Source organism: Acinetobacter sp. TAC-1 (assembly GCF_029025845.1).
Taxonomy (GTDB): Bacteria; Pseudomonadota; Gammaproteobacteria; order Pseudomonadales; family Moraxellaceae; genus Acinetobacter; species Acinetobacter guillouiae.
The window spans coordinates 4697473-4719254 of sequence record NZ_CP118892.1; the positions used below are offsets into that span (position 1 = coordinate 4697473).

At 39.8% G+C, this 21782-nt stretch carries 9 protein-coding genes and 1 rRNA gene; 3 read left to right on the forward strand and 7 right to left on the reverse strand.

Going from position 1 to position 21782, the window contains the following annotated elements:
* Positions 1-28: 28 nt before the first annotated feature.
* Positions 29-12763, reverse strand: coding sequence for an ESPR-type extended signal peptide-containing protein (locus tag PYV58_RS22020; RefSeq protein ID WP_275059682.1), 12735 nt, complete (start codon positions 12761-12763; stop codon positions 29-31).
* A gap of 740 nt (positions 12764-13503) precedes the next feature.
* Between PYV58_RS22020 and fmt the strand changes: the two genes are divergently transcribed.
* Together fmt and rsmB are read left to right on the forward strand one after the other, a co-directional pair.
* Positions 13504-14463 (forward strand): methionyl-tRNA formyltransferase, encoded by a 960-nt coding sequence (gene fmt, locus PYV58_RS22025; protein WP_034618074.1) that lies wholly within the window; start codon positions 13504-13506, stop codon positions 14461-14463.
* Complete coding sequence (rsmB, locus tag PYV58_RS22030; protein ID WP_034618073.1) at positions 14460-15767, forward strand: 16S rRNA (cytosine(967)-C(5))-methyltransferase RsmB; 1308 nt, start codon at positions 14460-14462, stop codon at positions 15765-15767. Before fmt ends, rsmB begins: the two co-directional genes overlap by 4 nt.
* Before the next feature lie 50 nt (positions 15768-15817).
* On the opposite strand, the gene PYV58_RS22035 is transcribed toward rsmB, so the two are convergent.
* The 4 genes from PYV58_RS22035 to PYV58_RS22050 all read right to left on the reverse strand — a co-directional run bounded on the left by PYV58_RS22035 (position 15818) and on the right by PYV58_RS22050 (position 19857).
* Positions 15818-15961 (reverse strand): methionine/alanine import family NSS transporter small subunit, encoded by a 144-nt coding sequence (locus PYV58_RS22035; RefSeq protein ID WP_004718897.1) that lies wholly within the window; start codon positions 15959-15961, stop codon positions 15818-15820.
* Positions 15962-15971: 10 nt separating this feature from the next.
* Positions 15972-17450 carry a sodium-dependent transporter gene (locus tag PYV58_RS22040; RefSeq protein ID WP_034618072.1) on the reverse strand — a complete coding sequence of 493 codons (1479 nt, stop codon included), beginning with the start codon at positions 17448-17450 and terminating at the stop codon, positions 15972-15974.
* Positions 17451-17759: 309 nt separating this feature from the next.
* A complete protein-coding gene (locus PYV58_RS22045; protein WP_034618071.1) occupies positions 17760-18347 on the reverse strand; it encodes a DUF1287 domain-containing protein in 588 nt (195 codons plus the stop codon).
* 61 nt (positions 18348-18408) lie between these two features.
* Positions 18409-19857 (reverse strand): aldehyde dehydrogenase family protein, encoded by a 1449-nt coding sequence (locus PYV58_RS22050; protein ID WP_034618069.1) that lies wholly within the window; start codon positions 19855-19857, stop codon positions 18409-18411.
* Between the two features lie 137 nt (positions 19858-19994).
* Between PYV58_RS22050 and PYV58_RS22055 the strand changes: the two genes are divergently transcribed.
* Positions 19995-20741 (forward strand): TIGR04219 family outer membrane beta-barrel protein, encoded by a 747-nt coding sequence (locus PYV58_RS22055; RefSeq protein ID WP_034618068.1) that lies wholly within the window; start codon positions 19995-19997, stop codon positions 20739-20741.
* A 265-nt stretch (positions 20742-21006) separates the two neighbouring features.
* On the opposite strand, the gene PYV58_RS22060 is transcribed toward PYV58_RS22055, so the two are convergent.
* Both PYV58_RS22060 and rrf read right to left on the reverse strand, forming a co-directional pair.
* The gene (locus PYV58_RS22060; RefSeq protein ID WP_034618067.1) at positions 21007-21339 is read right to left on the reverse strand and encodes a hypothetical protein; all 333 of its coding nucleotides are present in this window, start codon (positions 21337-21339) and stop codon (positions 21007-21009) included.
* Positions 21340-21601: 262 nt separating this feature from the next.
* A 5S ribosomal RNA gene (gene rrf, locus PYV58_RS22065) occupies positions 21602-21716 on the reverse strand.
* Positions 21717-21782: the final 66 nt, after the last annotated feature.

The following is a 21782-nucleotide window of genomic DNA, read 5'->3' on the forward strand; positions in this document are numbered from 1 at the left end:
GACCGTTCGATCTTCCTTGTCTCGTGATTTAGTCAATTACACCACTGATACCGATACGAACACTTGGATCGCCTTGAGATGCTGCTGCAACACCACCTGTAATCGACCAACGTCCGTTGTCTGCAGTTTTACGTAAGGTCACACCTACCGCATTCTCACCACCATGGTATGCCGCACCTGCTGCATAGGTATATTTACCAGGAATATATGGTGCTGATTCAAGTGCCATTGCTGCTGCAATACCCGCATTGGCTTTTTTCTCAACATCATCAATCCGGTTATTGGTAATACGGAAAGCGTTGTCTAACTTGTTGCTGACATTGTCAATTTTGCTATTCAATGCTTGATCCGCTTGGTTCAATGCATCGATTGCACCACCGACATTGTTATACTTAGAGTCACCAACATTGTAAGTTGGTGCAGTGAAGCTACCTGTAATATTGTCATAGCCAGCACCACCGCCAAGATAATTCACAACTGCTTGGTTGGTGGTATTCAATTGGCTACCGTTGACTGCATCTTTTGATGTTGCATTGACTGCGCCATCTTTAACACCTGTCACAACACGGTTACCGTCTGTACCCGCCACACTCACACTTGTACCACCAGTATCTTTCGCAACTGTAACTGTTGCGTCTTTACCTGCTTGTTGAACTAAGCCGACAGTACCATTGTTAATATCATTTTTGATATTGCTGATATCCGTTGAGTTTTGATCAACTTGTTGCTGAACATTCCACAATTGACCGCCATTTACAGCATCTTTAGAACCTTGAGTGACTGCACCATCTTTTACATTGCTAATGGTTGTACCATTTGTACCACCACCAAGTGTTATCTTATCTTTTGATGCGTCGTCATATTTAACGGCATTATTGGCAAGCTCATTGACATTGTTATTCACATTGCCAATTGCGCTATCTAACTGCCCTTTATTAACTGCATCTGTAGCATTTACAGCATTTGCCACGTTGGTAATTGTTTTATTACCCGCGTTAATACCTGCCACCGTTACACTTGGTCCACCGGCAATGGTTAATCCTGTGTTGTTTATCACAACCGCATTATTACCAATTGAGATTCCAGCATTATTGAGAACCGTATCACCTGCTTTCACAGAATCAACTGTTAAATCTTTTGCTGTTGATACTTCATAGTTGTCTGAACCATCAGCATTTTTGCTCTTATTCACAACAATATTCTGACCATTAGAAACAGTCGTTTTAGATGTTGTTGCCGCAGAGCCAATGGCTTTATCCAATGCTGTTAAAGCATCACCAACATTCGACTGATTACCTTGTGCAACATTATAGGTTGGCCCAGTAATGGTACCATCAGCATTGACCTTCGCATTACCGCCCAAACCATTTACAAGTGCGTTTTGAGTGGTAACAACTTGGTTACCAACAGCTTTTAACTGCGCTACGTTTACAGCATCAGCATCTGCGCTACCCGCTGCAACACCAGTAATTTGACGGTAAATACCGCTTGCCGCATCACCAACTGCTACTGCACCAGTTGTTGATGTTGTATTGCTAATTGCTGTTTTGTCTGCACTTGTTGCAGCTGACAGCGCATAGCCCGCAACACCTGCACCAGTCGTCGCCGCTGAGCCATTGCCTAACACAACTGAACCAGCCACTGTTTTGGTCACATTGTTTCCAAGTACAAACGTATCATCTGTAAGCACTTGGTTATTATTACCTACAGAATAACTGTTCGCACCATCAACAATGGTCGGGTCACCAATCGCACCAGAATGGTTGCCTTTCACTTTATTGCCCGTACCAATACTGATTGATTGTGTACCTAATGCCTCAGCACCTTGACCAATAGCAATGGATTGTTTGCCCTCAGCTTTTGTATTGTGACCTAATGCAACAGCACTATCTGCACCCGTTGCCACAATTGCATTTACACCAATCGCTGTAGAGTTTAAACCACCCGCACTTGAGTCATTGGTTGTACCTAAATCACCTTTCGACATATCGGCATTGGTATGGAAGAACTTAATACCATCAGTATTCATCTTCTGTACTGTTTGACCAATCGTCAAGCGATCTGTGGTTTCTTGACCTTGCTTATCGTAAGTTAAGAACAATGAATCTTGGTTCTTATTGTCAGGTTTTGTATTTACAACTTGATCAATAATATTCACTTTGTTGCCATTACCATCTACAACTTCAGTGATGTTTTTCGTGACAGCTTGCTTCAATTGCTCTTCAGTCGCTGCTCTACCTTTAGTCGCAAAATCACTTGCTCTTAAGTCAGTATTACTTAAGCCTTCGATTGTATTGCTGGCTTTATTTACAACAACATTACCTACAGTCACTTTGTCGAAGTTTACATCTTTCGCTGTTGCAACTTGATAGTTACTTGAACCATCTGCATTGGTACCAGCAGTCACTACAACATTGTCTCCTGCCGTAACTGTGGTCTTCGCTTTGGTTGCTGAATCTTTAATGCTGTTGATTGCACCATCAATTGTGTTTGAACCCGTGCCACCAATGTTGCTTGTCGTAATGATGCCAGTCGTTGCATCTCTCGTGGTCAAACCGCCAATTGCATTTTTCAGACTATTACCAACATCATACAATTGACTACCGTTGATCGCATCAGTTGATGTTGCGTTAATAGCGCCTGCTTTAACGTTGGTGATCGTGGTTCCACCTGTACCTGCAAGGGTTACGTTGTCATAGTTTGCACTGCCATCAGCATTCTTGTCGTACTTCACTGCAAACTTATCAGTTTCACCTTGCGATGCATTCAGGGTATTGATCGCTTTGTTAATGCTGGTTTCTGTGTTGCCACTACCATCTTTAACTGTCAACGCTGTGTTATCTACACCTGCAATGGTATTGCCTGAGCCATCTTTAACCGAGATACCATCTTTACCGATCACTGTAGAACCATTTGTACCGTTGGTTCCATCATTCACTGTAATGCTAGTTAAGTTATTGAGGTTTTTATTTAACTCAATCGCAACTTGACCATTTGCAACCTTCGTAGTGATGTTGCTATCTGCACCAACAACTTCAACCGCTTCGCCTAGGTTCTTCTGAACTTTAGCGCCATCTGCTGCTTGTAATGCAAAGCCTTTACTGGTCGCTGCATTAGTCGCGTCAACAACTGCATTGTTCAAATCACCAGCGTTAACACCTTTGCTCGCATTGGCCTCTTTAGTGTAGTCACCCGCACTCGCAACATTGTTTAAGCTTGTACCACCTGTTGTGGTGATCTTGCCTGTCGTTGCATCTTTAGTACTAGTTGAAGCACTACCTGCTAATGTGATGTTGTTATAGTTTGCACTACCATCAGCATTCTTGTCGTACTTCACTGCAAACTTATCAGTTTCACCTTGCGATGCATTCAGGGTATTGATCGCTTTATTAATGCTGGTTTCTGTGTTGCCACTACCGTCTTTCACTGTCAACGCTGTGTTATCTACACCTGCAATGGTATTGCCTGAGCCATCTTTAACCGAAATACCATCTTTACCGATCACTGTAGAACCATTTGTACCGTTGGTTCCATCGTTCACTGTAATGCTGGTTAAGTTCAAATCTTTACTTAAAGCAAACGCGACATTGTTACCTGTCTTGGTCGCTGTAAGGTTAGTGTCCGCTGGAGTTGCTACACCAATATCAATCGTGTCACCCGCTTTAATCGCACCACTGTTCTGACCGTTGGTTTGTAAGTTAAAGCCACCTTTTAAGGTCGTGATGTCAGATGTATTGGTCGCAATATTTGATGTATTCGTTGCGATATTCGACGTATTGGTTGCAATGTCTTTGCTATTCTGAGCTACATTCTGGTTTGTCGTATAAAGCTGACTACCATTGATTGCATCTGTTGAGTTTGCAGAAACATCACCCGCTTTAACATTTGTTAGTGTTGTACCTGCAGCACCACCGCCTAAAGTCACTTTATCTTTAGTTGTGGCGTTGTCGTATTTCACTGCCGAATTATCTGTTGCTGTTTGTTGTCCCGCCAAAGCGTCTAATTGACCTTTGTTTACAACATCTTTCGCATCAGTTCCTGCTTCTACACCACTGATCTTGTTGGTTGTTTTATCTATAACAACATTGCCAACTGTCACTTTATCCGCAGTTATACCAGCGTTGTTAATCACTGTGTTACCTGTAGTAACGCTGGTTAAGTTCAAGTCTTTGCTTAAAGCAAACGCAACATTGTTACCTGTCTTGGTTGCGGTAAGGTTGGTATCCGCTGGCGTAGCTACACCAATATCAACCGTGTCACCCGCTTTAATCGCACCACTATTCTGACCGTTGGTTTGTAAGTTAAAGCCACCTTTTAAGGTGGTGATGTCAGATGTATTAGTCGCAATATTTGATGTATTCGTTGCGATATTCGACGTATTGGTTGCGATGTCTTTGCTATTTTGGGCTACATTCTGGTTTGTCGTATAAAGCTGACTACCATTGATTGCATCTGTTGAGTTTGCAGAAACATCACCCGCTTTAACATTTGTCAGCGTTGTACCGGTAGCGCCACCGCCTAAAGTCACTTTATCTTTAGTTGTGGCGTTATCGTATTTCACTGCCGAATTATCTGTTGCTGTTTGTTGTCCCGCCAAAGCGTCTAATTGACCTTTGTTTACAACATCTTTCGTATCAGTTCCTGCTTCTACACCACTGATCTTGTTGGTTGTTTTATCTATAACAACATTACCAACTGTCACTTTATCCGCGGTTATACCAGCAGTGTTAATCACTGTATTACCTGTAGTAACGCTGGTTAAGTTCAAGTCTTTGCTTAAAGCAAACGCGACATTATTACCTGTCTTGGTTGCGGTAAGGTTGGTATCCGCTGGCGTAGCTACACCAATATCAACCGTATCACCTGCTTTGATCGCACCACTATTCTGACCGTTGGTTTGTAAGTTAAAGCCACCTTTTAAGGTCGTGATGTCAGATGTATTGGTCGCAATATTTGATGTATTCGTTGCGATATTCGACGTATTGGTTGCAATGTCTTTGCTATTCTGAGCTACATTCTGGTTTGTCGTATAAAGCTGACTACCATTGATTGCATCTGTTGAGTTTGCAGAAACATCACCCGCTTTAACATTTGTTAGCGTTGTACCTGTAGCGCCACCGCCTAAAGTCACTTTATCTTTAGTTGTTGCGTTGTCGTATTTCACTGCCGAATTATCTGTTGCTGTTTGTTGTCCCGCCAAAGCGTCTAATTGACCTTTGTTTACAACATCTTTCGTATCAGTTCCTGCTTCTACACCACTGATCTTGTTGGTTGTTTTATCTATAACAACATTGCCAACAGTCACTTTATCCGCGGTTATACCAGCAGTGTTAATCACTGTATTACCTGTAGTAACGCTGGTTAAGTTCAAGTCTTTGCTTAAAGCAAACGCAACATTGTTACCTGTCTTGGTTGCGGTAAGGTTGGTATCCGCTGGCGTAGCTACACCAATATCAACCGTATCACCTGCTTTGATCGCACCACTATTCTGACCGTTGGTTTGTAAGTTAAAGCCACCTTTTAAGGTGGTGATGTCAGATGTATTAGTCGCAATATTTGATGTATTCGTTGCGATATTCGACGTATTGGTTGCAATGTCTTTGCTATTCTGAGCTACATTCTGGTTTGTCGTATAAAGCTGACTACCATTGATTGCATCTGTTGAGTTTGCAGAAACATCACCCGCTTTAACATTTGTCAGCGTTGTACCGGTAGCGCCACCGCCTAAAGTCACTTTATCTTTAGTTGTTGCGTTGTCGTATTTCACTGCCGAATTATCTGTTGCTGTTTGTTGTCCCGCCAAAGCATCTAATTGACCTTTGTTTACAACATCTTTCGTATCAGTTCCTGCTTCTACACCACTGATCTTGTTGGTTGTTTTATCTATAACAACATTGCCAACAGTCACTTTATCCGCGGTTATACCAGCAGTGTTAATCACTGTATTACCTGTAGTAACGCTGGTTAAGTTCAAGTCTTTGCTTAAAGCAAACGCAACATTGTTACCTGTCTTGGTTGCGGTAAGGTTGGTATCCGCTGGCGTAGCTACACCAATATCAACCGTATCACCTGCTTTGATCGCACCACTATTCTGACCGTTGGTTTGTAAGTTAAAGCCACCTTTTAAGGTCGTGATGTCAGATGTATTGGTCGCAATATTTGATGTATTCGTTGCGATATTCGACGTATTGGTTGCAATGTCTTTGCTATTCTGAGCTACATTCTGGTTTGTCGTATAAAGCTGACTACCATTGATTGCATCTGTTGAGTTTGCAGAAACATCACCCGCTTTAACATTTGTTAGCGTTGTACCTGTAGCGCCACCGCCTAAAGTCACTTTATCTTTAGTTGTTGCGTTGTCGTATTTCACTGCCGAATTATCTGTTGCTGTTTGTTGTCCCGCCAAAGCATCTAATTGACCTTTGTTTACAACATCTTTCGTATCAGTTCCTGCTTCTACACCACTGATCTTGTTGGTTGTTTTATCTATAACAACATTGCCAACAGTCACTTTATCCGCGGTTATACCAGCAGTATTAATCACTGTATTACCTGTAGTAACGCTGGTTAAGTTCAAATCTTTGCTTAAAGCAAACGCGACATTGTTACCTGTCTTGGTCGCTGTAAGGTTAGTGTCCGCTGGAGTTGCTACTCCAATATCAACCGTATCACTCGCTTTAATCGCACCACTATTCTTACCGTTGGTTTGTAAGTTAAAACCACCTTTTAAGGTACTGATATCAGACGTATTGGTCGTGATTTGATTACCTTGATTAGTGACAGTGGTATTTAACGTACTAATGTCTGATGTGTTTTTCGCAACATTTTGATTAGTCGTAAATAATTGACCACCATTCACAGCATCTGTTGATGTTGCTGCACTGATATCACCTGCCGCTACATTGGTAATCTTTTTACCACCCGCATTGATCCCAGTCGTTTTATCAACCACCACAGTACCAACAGTCACTTTATCCGCTGTTACACCAGCGTTGTTAATCACGGTGTTACCTGTAGTAACGCTGGTTAAGTTCAAGTCTTTGCTTAAAGCAAACGCAACATTGTTACCTGTCTTAGTCGCTGTAAGGTTGGTATCTGCTGGCGTAGCTACACCAATATCAACCGTGTCACCCGCTTTAATCGCACCACTGTTCTTACCATTACTTTGTAGGTTAAAACCACCTTTTAAGGTGCTGATATCATTACCTTGGTTGGTAACAGTTGTCGTCAAATTACTTACATTTTGATTAGTCGTAAATAATTGACCACCATTCACAGCATCTGTTGATGCTGCTGTACTGATATCACCGGCTGCAACGTTGGTAATCTTTTTACCACCCGCATTGATCCCAGTCGTTTTATCAACCACCACAGTACCAACAGTCACTTTATCCGCTGTTACACCAGCGTTGTTAATCACGGTGTTACCTGTAGTAACGCTGGTTAAATTCAAATCTTTGCTTAAAGCAAACGCAACATTATTACCTGTCTTAGTCGCTGTAAGGTTGGTATCCGCTGGCGTAGCTACACCAATATCAACCGTATCTCCCGCTTTAATCGCACCACTATTCTTACCGTTAGTTTGTAAGTTAAAACCACCTTTTAAGGTGCTGATATCAGATGTATTTGTTGCGATATTCGACGTATTGGTCGTAATTTGATTACCTTGATTAGTAACAGTGGTATTTAGCGTGCTGATGTCTGAAGTGTTTTTCGCAACGTTTTGATTAGTCGTAAATAATTGACCACCATTCACAGCATCTGTTGATGTTGCTGCACTGATATCACCTGCTGCAACGTTGGTAATCTTTTTACCGCCTGCATTGATTCCAGTCGTTTTATCAACCACCACAGTACCAACAGTCACTTTATCTGCGGTTACACCAGCATTGTTAATCACGGTATTACCTGTGGTAACGCTGGTTAAGTTCAAATCTTTGCTTAAAGCAAACGCAACATTATTACCTGTCTTAGTCGCTGTAAGGTTGGTATCCGCTGGCGTAGCTACACCAATATCAACCGTATCACCTGCTTTGATCGCACCACTATTCTTACCGTTAGTTTGTAAGTTAAAACCACCTTTTAAGGTACTGATATCAGACGTATTGGTCGTAATTTGATTACCTTGATTAGTGACCGTAGTATTTAACGTACTAATGTCTGATGTGTTTTTCGCAACATTTTGATTAGTCGTAAATAATTGACCACCATTCACAGCATCTGTTGATGCTGCTGTACTGATATCACCGGCTGCAACGTTGGTAATCTTTTTACCACCTGCATTGATCCCAGTCGTTTTATCAACCACCACAGTACCAACAGTCACTTTATCCGCTGTTACACCAGCGTTGTTAATCACGGTGTTACCTGTAGTAACGCTGGTTAAATTCAAATCTTTGCTTAAAGCAAACGCAACATTATTACCTGTCTTAGTCGCTGTAAGGTTGGTATCCGCTGGCGTAGCTACACCAATATCAACCGTGTCACCTGCTTTAATCGCACCACCGTTCTTACCGTTGGTTTGTAAATTAAAGCCACCTTTTAAGGTGCTGATATCAGATGTATTGGTTGCGATATTCGACGTATTGGTCGTGATTTGATTACCTTGATTGGTAACAGTAGTATTTAACGTACTAATGTCTGATGTGTTTTTCGCAACGTTTTGATTAGTCGTAAATAATTGACCACCATTCACAGCATCTGTTGATGTTGCTGAGCTGATATCACCTGCCGCTACATTGGTAATCTTTTTACCACCCGCATTGATTCCAGTCGTTTTATCAACCACCACAGTACCAACAGTCACTTTATCTGCGGTTACACCAGCATTGTTAATCACGGTATTACCTGTGGTAACGCTGGTTAAGTTCAAGTCTTTGCTTAAAGCAAACGCAACATTGTTACCTGTCTTGGTTGCGGTAAGGTTAGTATCCGCTGGCGTAGCTACACCAATATCAACCGTGTCACCCGCTTTAATCGCACCACTGTTCTTACCGTTAGTTTGTAAGTTAAAACCACCTTTTAATGTACTGATATCAGTACCTTGGTTGGTAACAGTTGTCGTCAAATTACTTACATTTTGATTAGTCGTAAATAATTGACCACCATTCACAGCATCTGTTGATCCTGCTGTACTGATATCACCTGCCGCTACATTGGTAATCTTTTTACCACCCGCATTGATCCCAGTCGTTTTATCAACCACCACAGTACCAACAGTCACTTTATCCGCTGTTACACCAGCGTTGTTTATCACTGTATTACCTGTGGTAACACTGGTTAAATTCAAGTCTTTGCTTAAAGCAAACGCAACATTGTTACCTGTCTTGGTTGCGGTAAGGTTAGTGTCCGCAGGCGTAGCTACACCAATATCAACCGTGTCACCCGCTTTAATCGCACCACTGTTCTTACCATTACTTTGTAAGTTAAAGCCACCTTTTAAGGTACTGATATCAGATGTATTGGTTGCGATATTCGACGTATTGGTCGTGATTTGATTACCTTGATTAGTGACAGTGGTATTTAACGTACTGATGTCTGATGTGTTTTTCGCAACATTTTGATTAGTCGTAAATAATTGGCCACCATTCACAGCATCTGTTGATGCTGCTGTACTGATATCACCTGCTGCTACATTGGTAATCTTTTTACCACCTGCATTGATCCCAGTCGTTTTATCAACCACCACAGTACCAACAGTCACTTTATCCGCTGTTACACCAGCATTGTTAATCACTGTGTTACCTGTAGTAACGCTGGTTAAGTTCAAATCTTTGCTTAAAGCAAACGCAACATTGTTACCTGTCTTGGTCGCGGTAAGGTTGGTATCCGCTGGCGTAGCTACGCCAATATCAACCGTGTCACCCGCTTTGATCGCACCACTGTTCTTACCATTACTTTGTAAGTTAAAACCACCTTTTAAGGTACTGATATCAGACGTATTGGTTGTGATTTGATTACCTTGATTAGTGACCGTAGTATTTAACGTACTGATGTCTGATGTGTTTTTCGCAACATTTTGATTAGTCGTAAATAATTGACCACCATTCACAGCATCTGTTGATGTCGCTGAGCTGATATCACCGGCTGCAACGTTGGTAATCTTTTTACCACCTGCATTGATCCCAGTCGTTTTATCAACCACCACAGTACCAACAGTCACTTTATCCGCTGTTACACCAGCGTTGTTAATCACTGTATTACCTGTAGTAACGCTGGTTAAGTTCAAGTCTTTGCTTAAAGCAAACGCAACATTATTACCTGTCTTAGTTGCTGTAAGGTTGGTATCCGCTGGCGTAGCTACACCAATATCAACCGTGTCACCCGCTTTAATCGCACCACTGTTCTTACCATTAGTTTGTAAGTTAAAGCCACCTTTTAATGTACTGATATCAGATGTATTGGTCGTGATTTGATTACCTTGATTGGTAACAGTTGTCGTCAAATTACTTACGTTTTGATTAGTCGTAAATAATTGACCACCATTCACAGCATCTGTTGATGCTGCTGTACTGATATCACCTGCCGCTACATTGGTAATCTTTTTACCGCCCGCATTGATCCCAGTCGTTTTATCAACCACCACAGTACCAACAGTAACTTTATCCGCGGTTACACCAGCGTTGTTAATCACGGTATTACCTGTAGTAACGCTGGTTAAGTTCAAGTCTTTGCTTAAAGCAAATGCGACATTGTTACCTGTCTTGGTTGCGGTAAGGTTAGTGTCTGCTGGTGTTGCTACACCAATATCAACTGTGTCACCCGCTTTAATCGCACCACTATTCTTACCATTAGTTTGTAAGTTAAAACCACCTTTTAATGTGCTGATATCATTACCTTGATTGGTAACAGTTGTCGTCAAATTACTTACGTTTTGATTGGTTGTAGTTAATTGACCAAAGTTAACGGCATCACCTGTTGCTGTCCCTGCAGCAACATTTGTAATTTTTTGACTGTTTAAATTTGCCCCACCATTTAAATTACTTATACCTGTAACAGTCTGAGTTCCACCTATCGTACTATTTCCTGTAACAGCACTTGCGCCATTTACCTGCAAACCTGTAGAAGTCACTGTTCCTGCAAAGTTAGGAGCATCTGCTATTTGTATTGCAATTGCACCGCTCTGATCTGTTACCGTTTTAACATTCGCACCGCTATAAGTACCAGTTGTTGTTGCTGTTCCACTAATTGCAATACTATCTCCAAGCTTACGATTAATATCTGTCGTATCGCCCGATTTTCTAGCATTTCCAGTGAATGTTATGGCTTTATTTGCTTGTGTGCTTACAGTATCAAGTTGACCTTTATTGACGGCTTGATCAGCTGTTGTGGCATTAGCAACATTATTAATCGTAGTGTTAGCTGCATTGATGCCACTACTCGTAACACTTGGACCGCCTGTAATTGTTAAGCCAGTATTATCTAACTTACTATTTCCAGTCGTAACAGTTGTAAATGTTGGTGTTGCACTTGTAGCAACTGAATACGATATTGAACCATCGGCAGCTGTTGTAGGCGTAACAACAATATTTGAACCACCTGTAACACTTCGTTGAGTCGCTTTAATTGCGTCATCAATTGTTGTTTTACCCGTTCCACCAATATTAGTTGGGGCTGTATATGCATTGGTTGCTGCATTATATGCAGCACCACTACCTACACCTAAAGCACCAGCCACACGACCATTTGTATCATCATAAGCTTTGTCTAGTTGAGCAACTGTCACAGCATCTGATGCTGCTGAACCATCTGCTACGTTTTGAATTCGACGGTTACCAGCTGCTGTACCATTACCAACTGATACGGCTCCAACAGTTGGAGCCGCTTGCGATGTTAAAAATCCTGTCCCAGTAATAGCTGATGTTATTGAGTTTGAACCTAACGCCACACTGTTATCGATAGAAGCAACGGCATTAGAGCCTATTGCCGTACCCGCAACAGTTGAACCAGTTACTTTAGCGTTTACACCTATTGCTGTACCTTTTGTTGTTCCAGCAGCAGTAACAGATTGAGCACCAACAGCAACACCGCTATCATTGATATCAAATGTAAATGAATCAGCCGAAGCACCTGTCCCCAATGCAAAGCTTTGTCCCCAGCTTTGTGCGCCTTTACCAATTGCAATAGAATTGATATCAGTTGTGCCACCAGTAGCTGTAGCTCCATCACCTATTGCAATACTACCACTAGCTGATGTTTGAGCATTTCGTCCAATAGCAATTGCACCAATACCAGAAGTCCCCGAATCAGTACCTATCGCTATTGATGAAGTATTAGACGCTACAGCTCCCGAACCCAGAGCAACACTTGACTCACCTGTTGCTTTAGTATCAACACCTGCAGCAAGTGCCCATTGTGCAGCTTCAGTATTATGTCCTAAAGCAGTACCGCCTTTTCCTGTAACCTTCGCATAGCTCCCATATGCTGTTGCACCGAGTACTCCACCACCCGAAGCATTACAACCTGCAACAGTAGAGTACGTACCAGAACCATCGGTTATCGCCCCAGTTGTTCCATTGGTTTGAGCTTTATAAACTGTTGTATTTCCACCAGATACGCAATCTGCATCATTTTTATTTCCTTGTGCTTGCATATCTATAGTGTTAGCCATAGCCTCTGGACTAAACGCTACCATCAAACTAACTGTTGCTGCCCCAATAATTCCAGTTACTTTTGAAGACTTGGTTTTCCCTTTTGCCAATTCAGAAACTGCAACCCATGCTGACAAAGTCGCATTCCAAATCACTTTGTAGATCTTATTCATATTACTTTTCCTTTAGGAGATGCATTACAGCCGCTGATTTCGCCTCAATAATGCATATAAAATGTACAATTTTTTTTATTTAACAATTTACATACATTTAAATCAATAGAAAAATTGAGATATATTTCACTTATTTTGTTTTTTTAAACACATGGTCTAAACTTTTAAATAAAAAGTAAAATAATCATACATTTTATAAATTTTATATCTATAAATCAGCAATTTATATAAATTTTAAAAGGCATTAAGATTTATTAAATACATATTGTTCTTAAATTGAGCATGTGACAAAATTTGTCACTTTTATCAAAATAATATGTGATTTAGTTTACATTTGATTTATTGTTAAATTTCGATTAACTGCCTATCCTTGTTCAGTTAACAATTTTTTATTGCGCAATAGGTCACAATAATTCTAATTTCTATCTCTAAATAATCTGTTTGTTTAGATTAAGTTAAAAATAAGGCCTATTTCTATCAATTTAAAGTGAAAAATTTTATATAAAAAAGTGATATTTATTTTAAAAACGAATGTTGGTTAATTTAGATTTACGCGAATTTTAAGAGTGCTGTAAAAGACATCTTCTGACTATTTCCAAACCAGATAGGTGATTAGAACAAAATATACAATTGATCGTATTTTATTTTTTACATAGAAAAACCCGTATTTTCATTTGAAAACGCCACCGTATAATCAGGTTTGCTATAATTCAATTTAAAATTTAATCTGAGCATAACCTTTGAAGATCATTTTTGCAGGTACACCCGAATTTGCAGCTTCTGCTTTAGCAGCACTCATTGAAACTGATCACGAAATTGTGGCTGTGTATACTCAACCCGACCGTAAATCAGGTCGTGGACAAAAATTGACAGCTTCAGCCGTGAAACAACTTGCGCTCGCAAATAACTTACCCGTCTATCAACCACTTCATTTCAAAGCATCAACAGACGAAGGCTTAACGGCTCAACAAGAATTAGCAGCTTTGGGTGCAGATGTAATGGTGGTTGCGGCTTATGGTTTAATTTTGCCTCAGGCCGTATTAGATACACCGCGCTATGGTTGTTTAAATATTCATGGTTCTTTGCTACCACGTTGGCGTGGTGCTGCTCCGATTCAGCGTGCCATTGCAACGGGTGACACTGAAACCGGAGTAACGATCATGAAAATGGCGGCTGGACTAGATACAGGCGATATGATCTTTAAAACAGTTTGCCCAATCACAGCACAAGAAACCTCAGCGACTTTATATGACAAACTTGCGCTCCAAGGCGCTGAAGCAATTTGTGTGGTATTAGAGTCAGAACAAAAATTACAACAATATTTAGATGCACGTGAAGTGCAAGATGAACAATTTACGGTATATGCACATAAACTCACAAAAGCTGAAGCACAAATTGATTGGACTAAATCAGCAGTTGAACTTGATCGCAATATTCGGGCATTCAATCCTTGGCCAGTCGCATTTACACCAATAGATGAAAGCAATAATTTACGTGTGTGGAATTCTCAAATTTCAGACCTTACAGCCAATGGCGAAGCACCCGGAACCATTATCGAAATGAACAAACAAGGTGTACATGTGCTGTGTGGAGATGGTGTGATTTGTCTGACTAGCCTACAATGGCCAGGTGGCAAAGCCATTAACCCTGTACAAATTATACAAAGCCATAAACTTTCAGTAGGAAATATATTCGCATGAGCCAAATTCAATCATCTGCAAAAAATTTGAATTTGCGCGCACAAGTGGTTAAAACACTTTTAGCTGTTCAAAATGGACAGTCTTTGGCTTCCGTTTTAAACCAACATATCAATATTATTTCTGAACGTGATCGTGGTTTATACCATGAGCTTACTTTGGGCTGTTTACGTCAGTGGTATTCTTTAAAAGCAATTACCTTACCCTTGCTCACAAAACCGTTAGACAATGAGGCACTAGAAAGTTGCTTATATTTGGGTTTATACCAGATTTTATGCACCCGTATTCCTGCACATGCGGCGATTTCAGAAACTGTCAATGCAGCGAAGCAATTAGGTTTTGAACCGATGAGTGGTTTGGTCAATGCCATCCTTCGTCGTGTTTCACGTGAAACAACTGAGTTTCAAACGGCTTTGAATAATACCCATGGTTTACCAAGCTGGCTGTTCAAACGACTTAAAAAAGATTGGGCTGATCTACTCCCTGAAATCTGTCAAAATTTAAAACAAGTTGCCCCACTAACGCTGCGTGTCAATCAACGTCAAATTAGTCGTGATGAATATCTTGATATTTTAGATGAAGAACAGATTGATGCTCGTCCTTGTACACTTTCAGATGTTGGTATAGTTCTGGAACAAACGGGCAATATTACTCATTTACCTGGCTTTGAAGAAGGCGGGTTTTCTGTTCAAGATGAACATGCTCAATTGTGTGCAACACTGTTACCCAACTTAGATGACAAAGTCATTATCGATGCTTGTGCAGCACCGGGTGGTAAAGCAGCTCATATCTTAGAACGTTTCAATCCTAAAAAATTAATCGCACTTGATCATGATGCTAAACGCTTATTGCGTGTTTCAGAAAACTTGGAACGCCTTGAATTAAATGTTGATGCAACAGTTGAAATCATCACAGCAGATGCTACAACATGGGTGCCTAAAGAATTGGTCGATTGCATCGTATTGGATGCACCATGTTCTGCTATTGGTGTTCTACGTCGTCATCCTGATATTCGCTTATTGCGTCAATCTACAGATATTCAGCAAGTGGTCGATCTGCAAAAGCAAATTTTAAAGCATATGTGGCAGCAGCTTAAAGTTGGTGGAACACTACTTTATATTACCTGCTCAATTCTGAAAGTTGAAAATGAACAGCAAATGGTCGAGTTTTTTGCTGAACACGCAGATGCTGAAGAAATCAAGATTGATGCAAACTGGGGAATAGAACAAATTCACGGTCGTCAATTGTTGCCTGAAGCGCATCATGGTGATGGTTTCTATTATTGCCGAATTCAGAAAACAGCTTAAAAAACGCATTAAAAAAGCAGGCTAATTCGCCTGCTTTTTTTGACTCAAGTTTAAAGGGTATGGTGATCTTTAACTTCTTCCAGAACTTCATCCAGTTCTTCAGGATTTTTCATCAAATGTAGGATCGATAAAATCAACCCACCCCATAAAAATACCATTGAAATAATCATCATCACGATTGCAGAAGTATTCATTTTGACGCTCCTATCGATCTTTCATTTTGCTAAGGACTAAAGCAATAACAGCACAGAAAATCACACTGCCCCAACCAAAGAACATCAACATACTAGAACTATAGGTATCGTATCCATTTTTAATCAAGCTAAAAACGGTCATAGATAAAGTGACCAGCAAAATTAAAGAAGTGATTACGGTTAAAGTGAAATCCCAACCTTTACCAAGCTGCACAGTTGAAATACGATTCACATGATCACGTAATTCCATCAATGCCGAACGTTTAAACCACGCTATCGAAATAATTGACAATAATGCACCGCCAATAATCCCAATGTTATTGATAAAGTGATCGACGATATCTACCAGCTTAATCGAGTTCACGCTAGAGAATAAGAAAATTGAAACCAGCGCACTACCACCGCCAATGATGCTTACGGCTTTTTTACGGCCCCATTTTAACTTGTCTTGCATCGCTGCAATCGGCACTTCAAGGATACTCACCATTGAAGAAATACCCGCAACAAATAAAGAAGAGAAGAACAGTAAACCGAATAAATCAGCACCAGTCCCTAAACTAGAAATGATTTTAGGAAAAGCAATGAATGCCAAACCAATACCGCCACTGACCACTTGATCTACAGGTTTTCCAGCTGAAAATGCCATAAAGCCCAGCGCCGCGAAGATACCAATCCCCGCAAGGATTTCAGTAGACGCATTGGCAAAACCAACAATGAGGCCCGAGCCTGTTAAATTGGTTTTTGGTTTAAGATACGAGGCATAAGTCACCATGATCCCAAAGCCAACAGAAAGTGAAAAGAATGTATGACCAAATGCTGCAAGCCATACCTTATAGTCCCACATTGCTGCCCAGTTCGGTGTAAAGAAAGCATTTAAACCTTGAACTGCACCGGGTAAACGCAACGCTTGAATAACAAGAATCGTGAACAGAATAAACAGTAAAGGCATGAAAATTTTATTGGATAATTCAACCCCTTTTTTCACACCACCAAATAAGATGATCAACGTTAATGCCCAGATTCCTACAATTGGCCAAAATAAATGACCAACAAATTGAAAATCAAAACTTGTTGATTTTGAAGTTTGTAAATAGGTATTGAAGAAGAAGTTTTCAGGATCACTTCCCCACAATTGACCTACAGAAAAATAAACATAACTACCGGCCCATGTCAGTACGCTGGCATAGTACAAACCAATAATGATACAGACACAGACTTGCCACCAACCTAAAGTTTCGCCCCCTTTAAATAAAGCACGATAGGCTTTAGGAGGTGAAGTATTACTTTTATGCCCTGTCGCATAGTCTAAAAATAACAGTGGCAATCCTGCCGTGATAAGTGCAATTAAATATGGAATTAAAAAAGCGCCACCACCGTTTTCATAAGCAATGTAGGGAAAGCGCCAAATATTACCTAAACCGACAGCCGATCCAACAGCTGCGATAATAAAACCTGATCGTGATGTCCAGTTTTCACGAGATTCTGTCATAAAACACCTAATTCTGTAGATGTCCTCAAATGCTGCTTTTTTTCATTGTGATCTGCGAGCAAAAGAAGTACCAATTTTAAATTTTGTTGTTTGAATAAAACAGCACCTTTTGGGTGCTTTGTTATTATTCCAAACCAGTAACTTTGCAAACTTCTCGGTTAAAGTGCATCAACAAAATTACTGTTTAATGTTGTAACAATACTCGTTTTGCAGCGCTTTTTCTGTAATTTGTGTCTATTTTCTCAGGTTTTTTTTACTTTTTATTGCACATGGTTAATTTTTAGCTATTTTGCTTAGAATTGCCTATTTCTAATTGACCGTCTTGGGTAAACGATAATGCCCAATGATTTTATATTCATGCAAAATGTCATTTTCACGTGTTCCAGAACCAATGTTATGAATAACCAAAGGTGTTTTTGACAACATTGTGGTTTTATTTGAAATGATACCAATGTGGGTTAAGCCTTTACCTAAATCCCATGCCACGATATCACCTGCTTGATACTTTTGATCATTCACTTGATAACCTTGACGCTGAAAATAGGTCATGATATTTGGAACCCGTCGATGATCAATATTTCGATCGGTTGCTTTTAAACCCCACTTTTGTGGATATTTTTTAAAATTGGCTTTCATATCTTCATGAATACGTTGTTGCAGATCTATACCTTGATGGCGTAAGGCGCGAATAACCACGTCTGTACATACACCTTTGATCAATGGAACATCACCCATTGGATAAGACAACTGAGTATAAGCAGGATCATAATAAAGTGTTTTCAAAATCTGAGAGCGTGCATCATTTACCAGTTTTTCAGATTGAAATGCCCAAATTTGCACACTCTGTAAGCAAAGCAAAACCATTAAAAATAATGAATTGAAAAATTTTATTATCATTTTTTAACTCTATATAAAATTCAAAGAAATAAGGAGCCGTAGCTCCTTTTAGAATATTAACTTATTGTTTGATCACAAGTAAGCTCTCTTCCTGCATATCACCAATTGCAGACTGGATCCCCTCACGACCTAAACCCGAATCTTTCACACCACCATATGGCATATTATCAACTCTGAAGGTGGGTATATCATTGATAATTACCCCGCCCACGTGTAAATGATCCCATGCATAAAGCATCTTATTGAGATTTTGAGTATATACACCAGCTTGTAAACCAAAGCGACCTTGGTTAATCACTTCGATACCTTTCTCAAATGTTTTATATTTTTCTAAAATTGCCACAGGGCCAAATGCTTCATTTTGATAAATTTCAAGAGATTCATCGACATTTTCAAGCAAAGTTGGTTCAAATAAAACCCCTTTTAAAGTGCCACCAATTAAGATTTTCGCACCCTTTTTCTCCGCTTTATCTACCCATTTTTTTAAACGAATCGCTTCTGCTTCTTTGATCATTGGGCCCACTATCGTGGTTTCTACATGTGGATCTGCCGCAGATACTTTTTTCAATTTTGCTAAGATTTTTTTTCTAAATTCTATATAAATATCAGCATGGACTAAAATTCGTTGCACACTAATACACACCTGTCCCGCATGACCATATGCACCACCAATTACTCGATCAATCAATGCATCACTTATTTCTGTATCAGGTTCAATTAAAACAGCTGCATTCCCCCCCAATTCGAGGGTTACTTTTTTACGACCAGCACGTGCTTTCATATCCCAACCCACTTGATCAGAACCGGTAAAGCTGAGCAGCTTAAAGCGATCATCCGTCACTAACACATCAGCATGTTCTCGTGGACAAGGCAAAATTGAAAATGCGCCTTTTGGTAAATCTGTTTCAGCCAAAATTTCTGCGATTTTTAATGCGGAAATTGGCGTCAAACTTGCCGGTTTCAATACAAATGGACAACCCGCTGCAATTGCTGGTGCAATTTTATGTGCTGTTAAATTCAAAGGAAAATTAAATGGACTGATCAGAGACACTGCACCAATCGGTACATGTTGTACCATTCCCCGATATGCAGAAGCCGCAGCCGTTACAGCCAAGGGCATTAAATGACCATCATTAATTGTGGAGACTGCATCTGCCGCTAGTTGAAAAGTATTAATCAGCCTTTCAACCTCAGCTGCTGCAGCAAGTTTAGGCTTTCCACCTTCGATAATTAAAATTTGGGTTAATTCTTCACGGAGCTCTTTAAAACGCTGAACACAATGTAACAGTATTTTTTGCTTCTGAAATGGTTTTAAAGCAGCCATTTCTTTCTCTGCTTTCACAGCTGCACTGATGGCTTTTTCTAAAATTTTTGCATCCGCTAAAGCCACTTTTGCATAAATTTTCCCCGAAAATTTATCATGAACTTCAAGCCATTGCCCTGATTTAATCGCTTTATTGGCGACATAAAGTGGGAATTCAATCACTGCTTGATCAATAGAATCACTCATCCTACACCCTCGATTTAATCTTTTTAATAATGCAAAATTTGATAAACCCCTATATCATGCCTTCAGTTGGTACAGTATTGAAATGTATTTAAGTAACAAAAATATAGGATGAAAAATCATTTCATCAAGAAGGACATATGAAATCTATTCAATTACCCTTATTTATCGCAGCCCTAGGTCTAAGTTCATTTGCTCAAGCTGATTTTATTGGTTTTAAAGGTGATATTAGTTATTGGAGTATTGGTGGAGATTCTCAAATCAACCACAAAACAACCAGTCTATCCAACAAAACGGGGACAGATAACTTATTATTAGATCCTTATACTGGACTAAACGCAAAACATGATTTAGATACCAAAGGCACGATTCAAGCCTCTGTTGCTTTTGAGCACCCGATCCCAATCATTCCCAATGTAAAATTAAAATATACCAAGTTAGATACTGAAACTGAGTCTAATAAGGAGTTTGCTAAAACTAAAATTGATTTAGACCATACAGATCTTATTCTTTACTATGAAATCTTAGACAACATTGTAAAAGCTGATGTCGGTGTAGGGGCAACTAAACTCAACGGTACTGTAAAGCAATTTTCACAAAATGTTGATGTTGATGAATATGCACCGATCCTTTATGCAGAAGCTGGCGCAAAACTACCATTTACAGGTTTAAGCGCAAAAGCTGAGGCGACTTATACCAATGTCAATGATGTAAAAATCACGGATGCTCAGGCTGAAATTCAATATGATTTTGTTAAATCTATTGTTTTAGATCTTGGTGCCAAAGTGGGTTACCGTGTTTTAAATATCGAACTCAGTGATTTAGATAACCGTGATATGAAGTTTAATTTTAAAGGGCCTTATATTGGTTTAAATGCCCATTTTTAATAGAGAATACCCGTTTATGATCATGTAAGCTTTTTCTTACATGGTCTGCCGAATTATGCGTATAGGCAGAACAGCTAAATTTTAATACTATAAACACATCAGGAAACAGGAAGTTTCCATTAAAACAAGAATAAGATAGGACAATAACGCAGGATAGCGAAAGGTACGACAGGAGTTATACCTCAGAACCAATACAAAAAACCTCAGGCATGGATGTCTGAGGTTTTTTATTTTGGATACACTAAAAACAATTAAAGTAAAAAACTTACCACTTCATAAAAGCCATTCCTTCAATAGCATCAATTTGAATCAGTTCAGTTTGTTTTTGAACCAGTTTAACCGCTTCATGCAAACTTATTGTTTTTGTATAAGAGCCTTTTTGATCAGGAACAGGAATATCTGCATCTAATGAATAATCATCATTAACGATAAACTGTAAAGTACGATCATTTTTATCAACGATCCCTAAAAAGTTTTCTGGCCTGATTAACACAGATTGCATTATTTCTATGATTTCATCGATAGATGCATACTGATTTTGAGTGGGTAAAACCTCTTCACCATCATAATCTGTAAAGAAAAATTGGAAAATCAACATATTATTAACTGTTTTTATCGTAATACTTTAATTTTTAGCATAAAGAAACGGCTGGTTCAATAGCTCGACTCTTTCTATATCCCTTACTTCAATAATGATCATGATGAGGAATACAGAAAATCAGTTCAGTTTCATCAATGCATAAGCTTAAGCAGTGATCAATTAGCTTAATATAACGAGATCTGTTTCATTTCGCTAACCAACACCACGCATAAAAAAACACCCCGCTCTCGCTAGAGATCGGGGTGTTTTTAGATTTAAAAGCTGGCGATGACTTACTCTCACATGGGTAACCCCACACTACCATCAGCGCTAAGAGGTTTCACTTCTGAGTTCGGGAAGGGATCAGGTGGTTCACTCTTGCTATTGTCGCCAGCAAACTGTTATGGACTTGTTCGGGTCTTATTTAAATGCCTTACTTCGTACCAAATGAGTTTAACAGA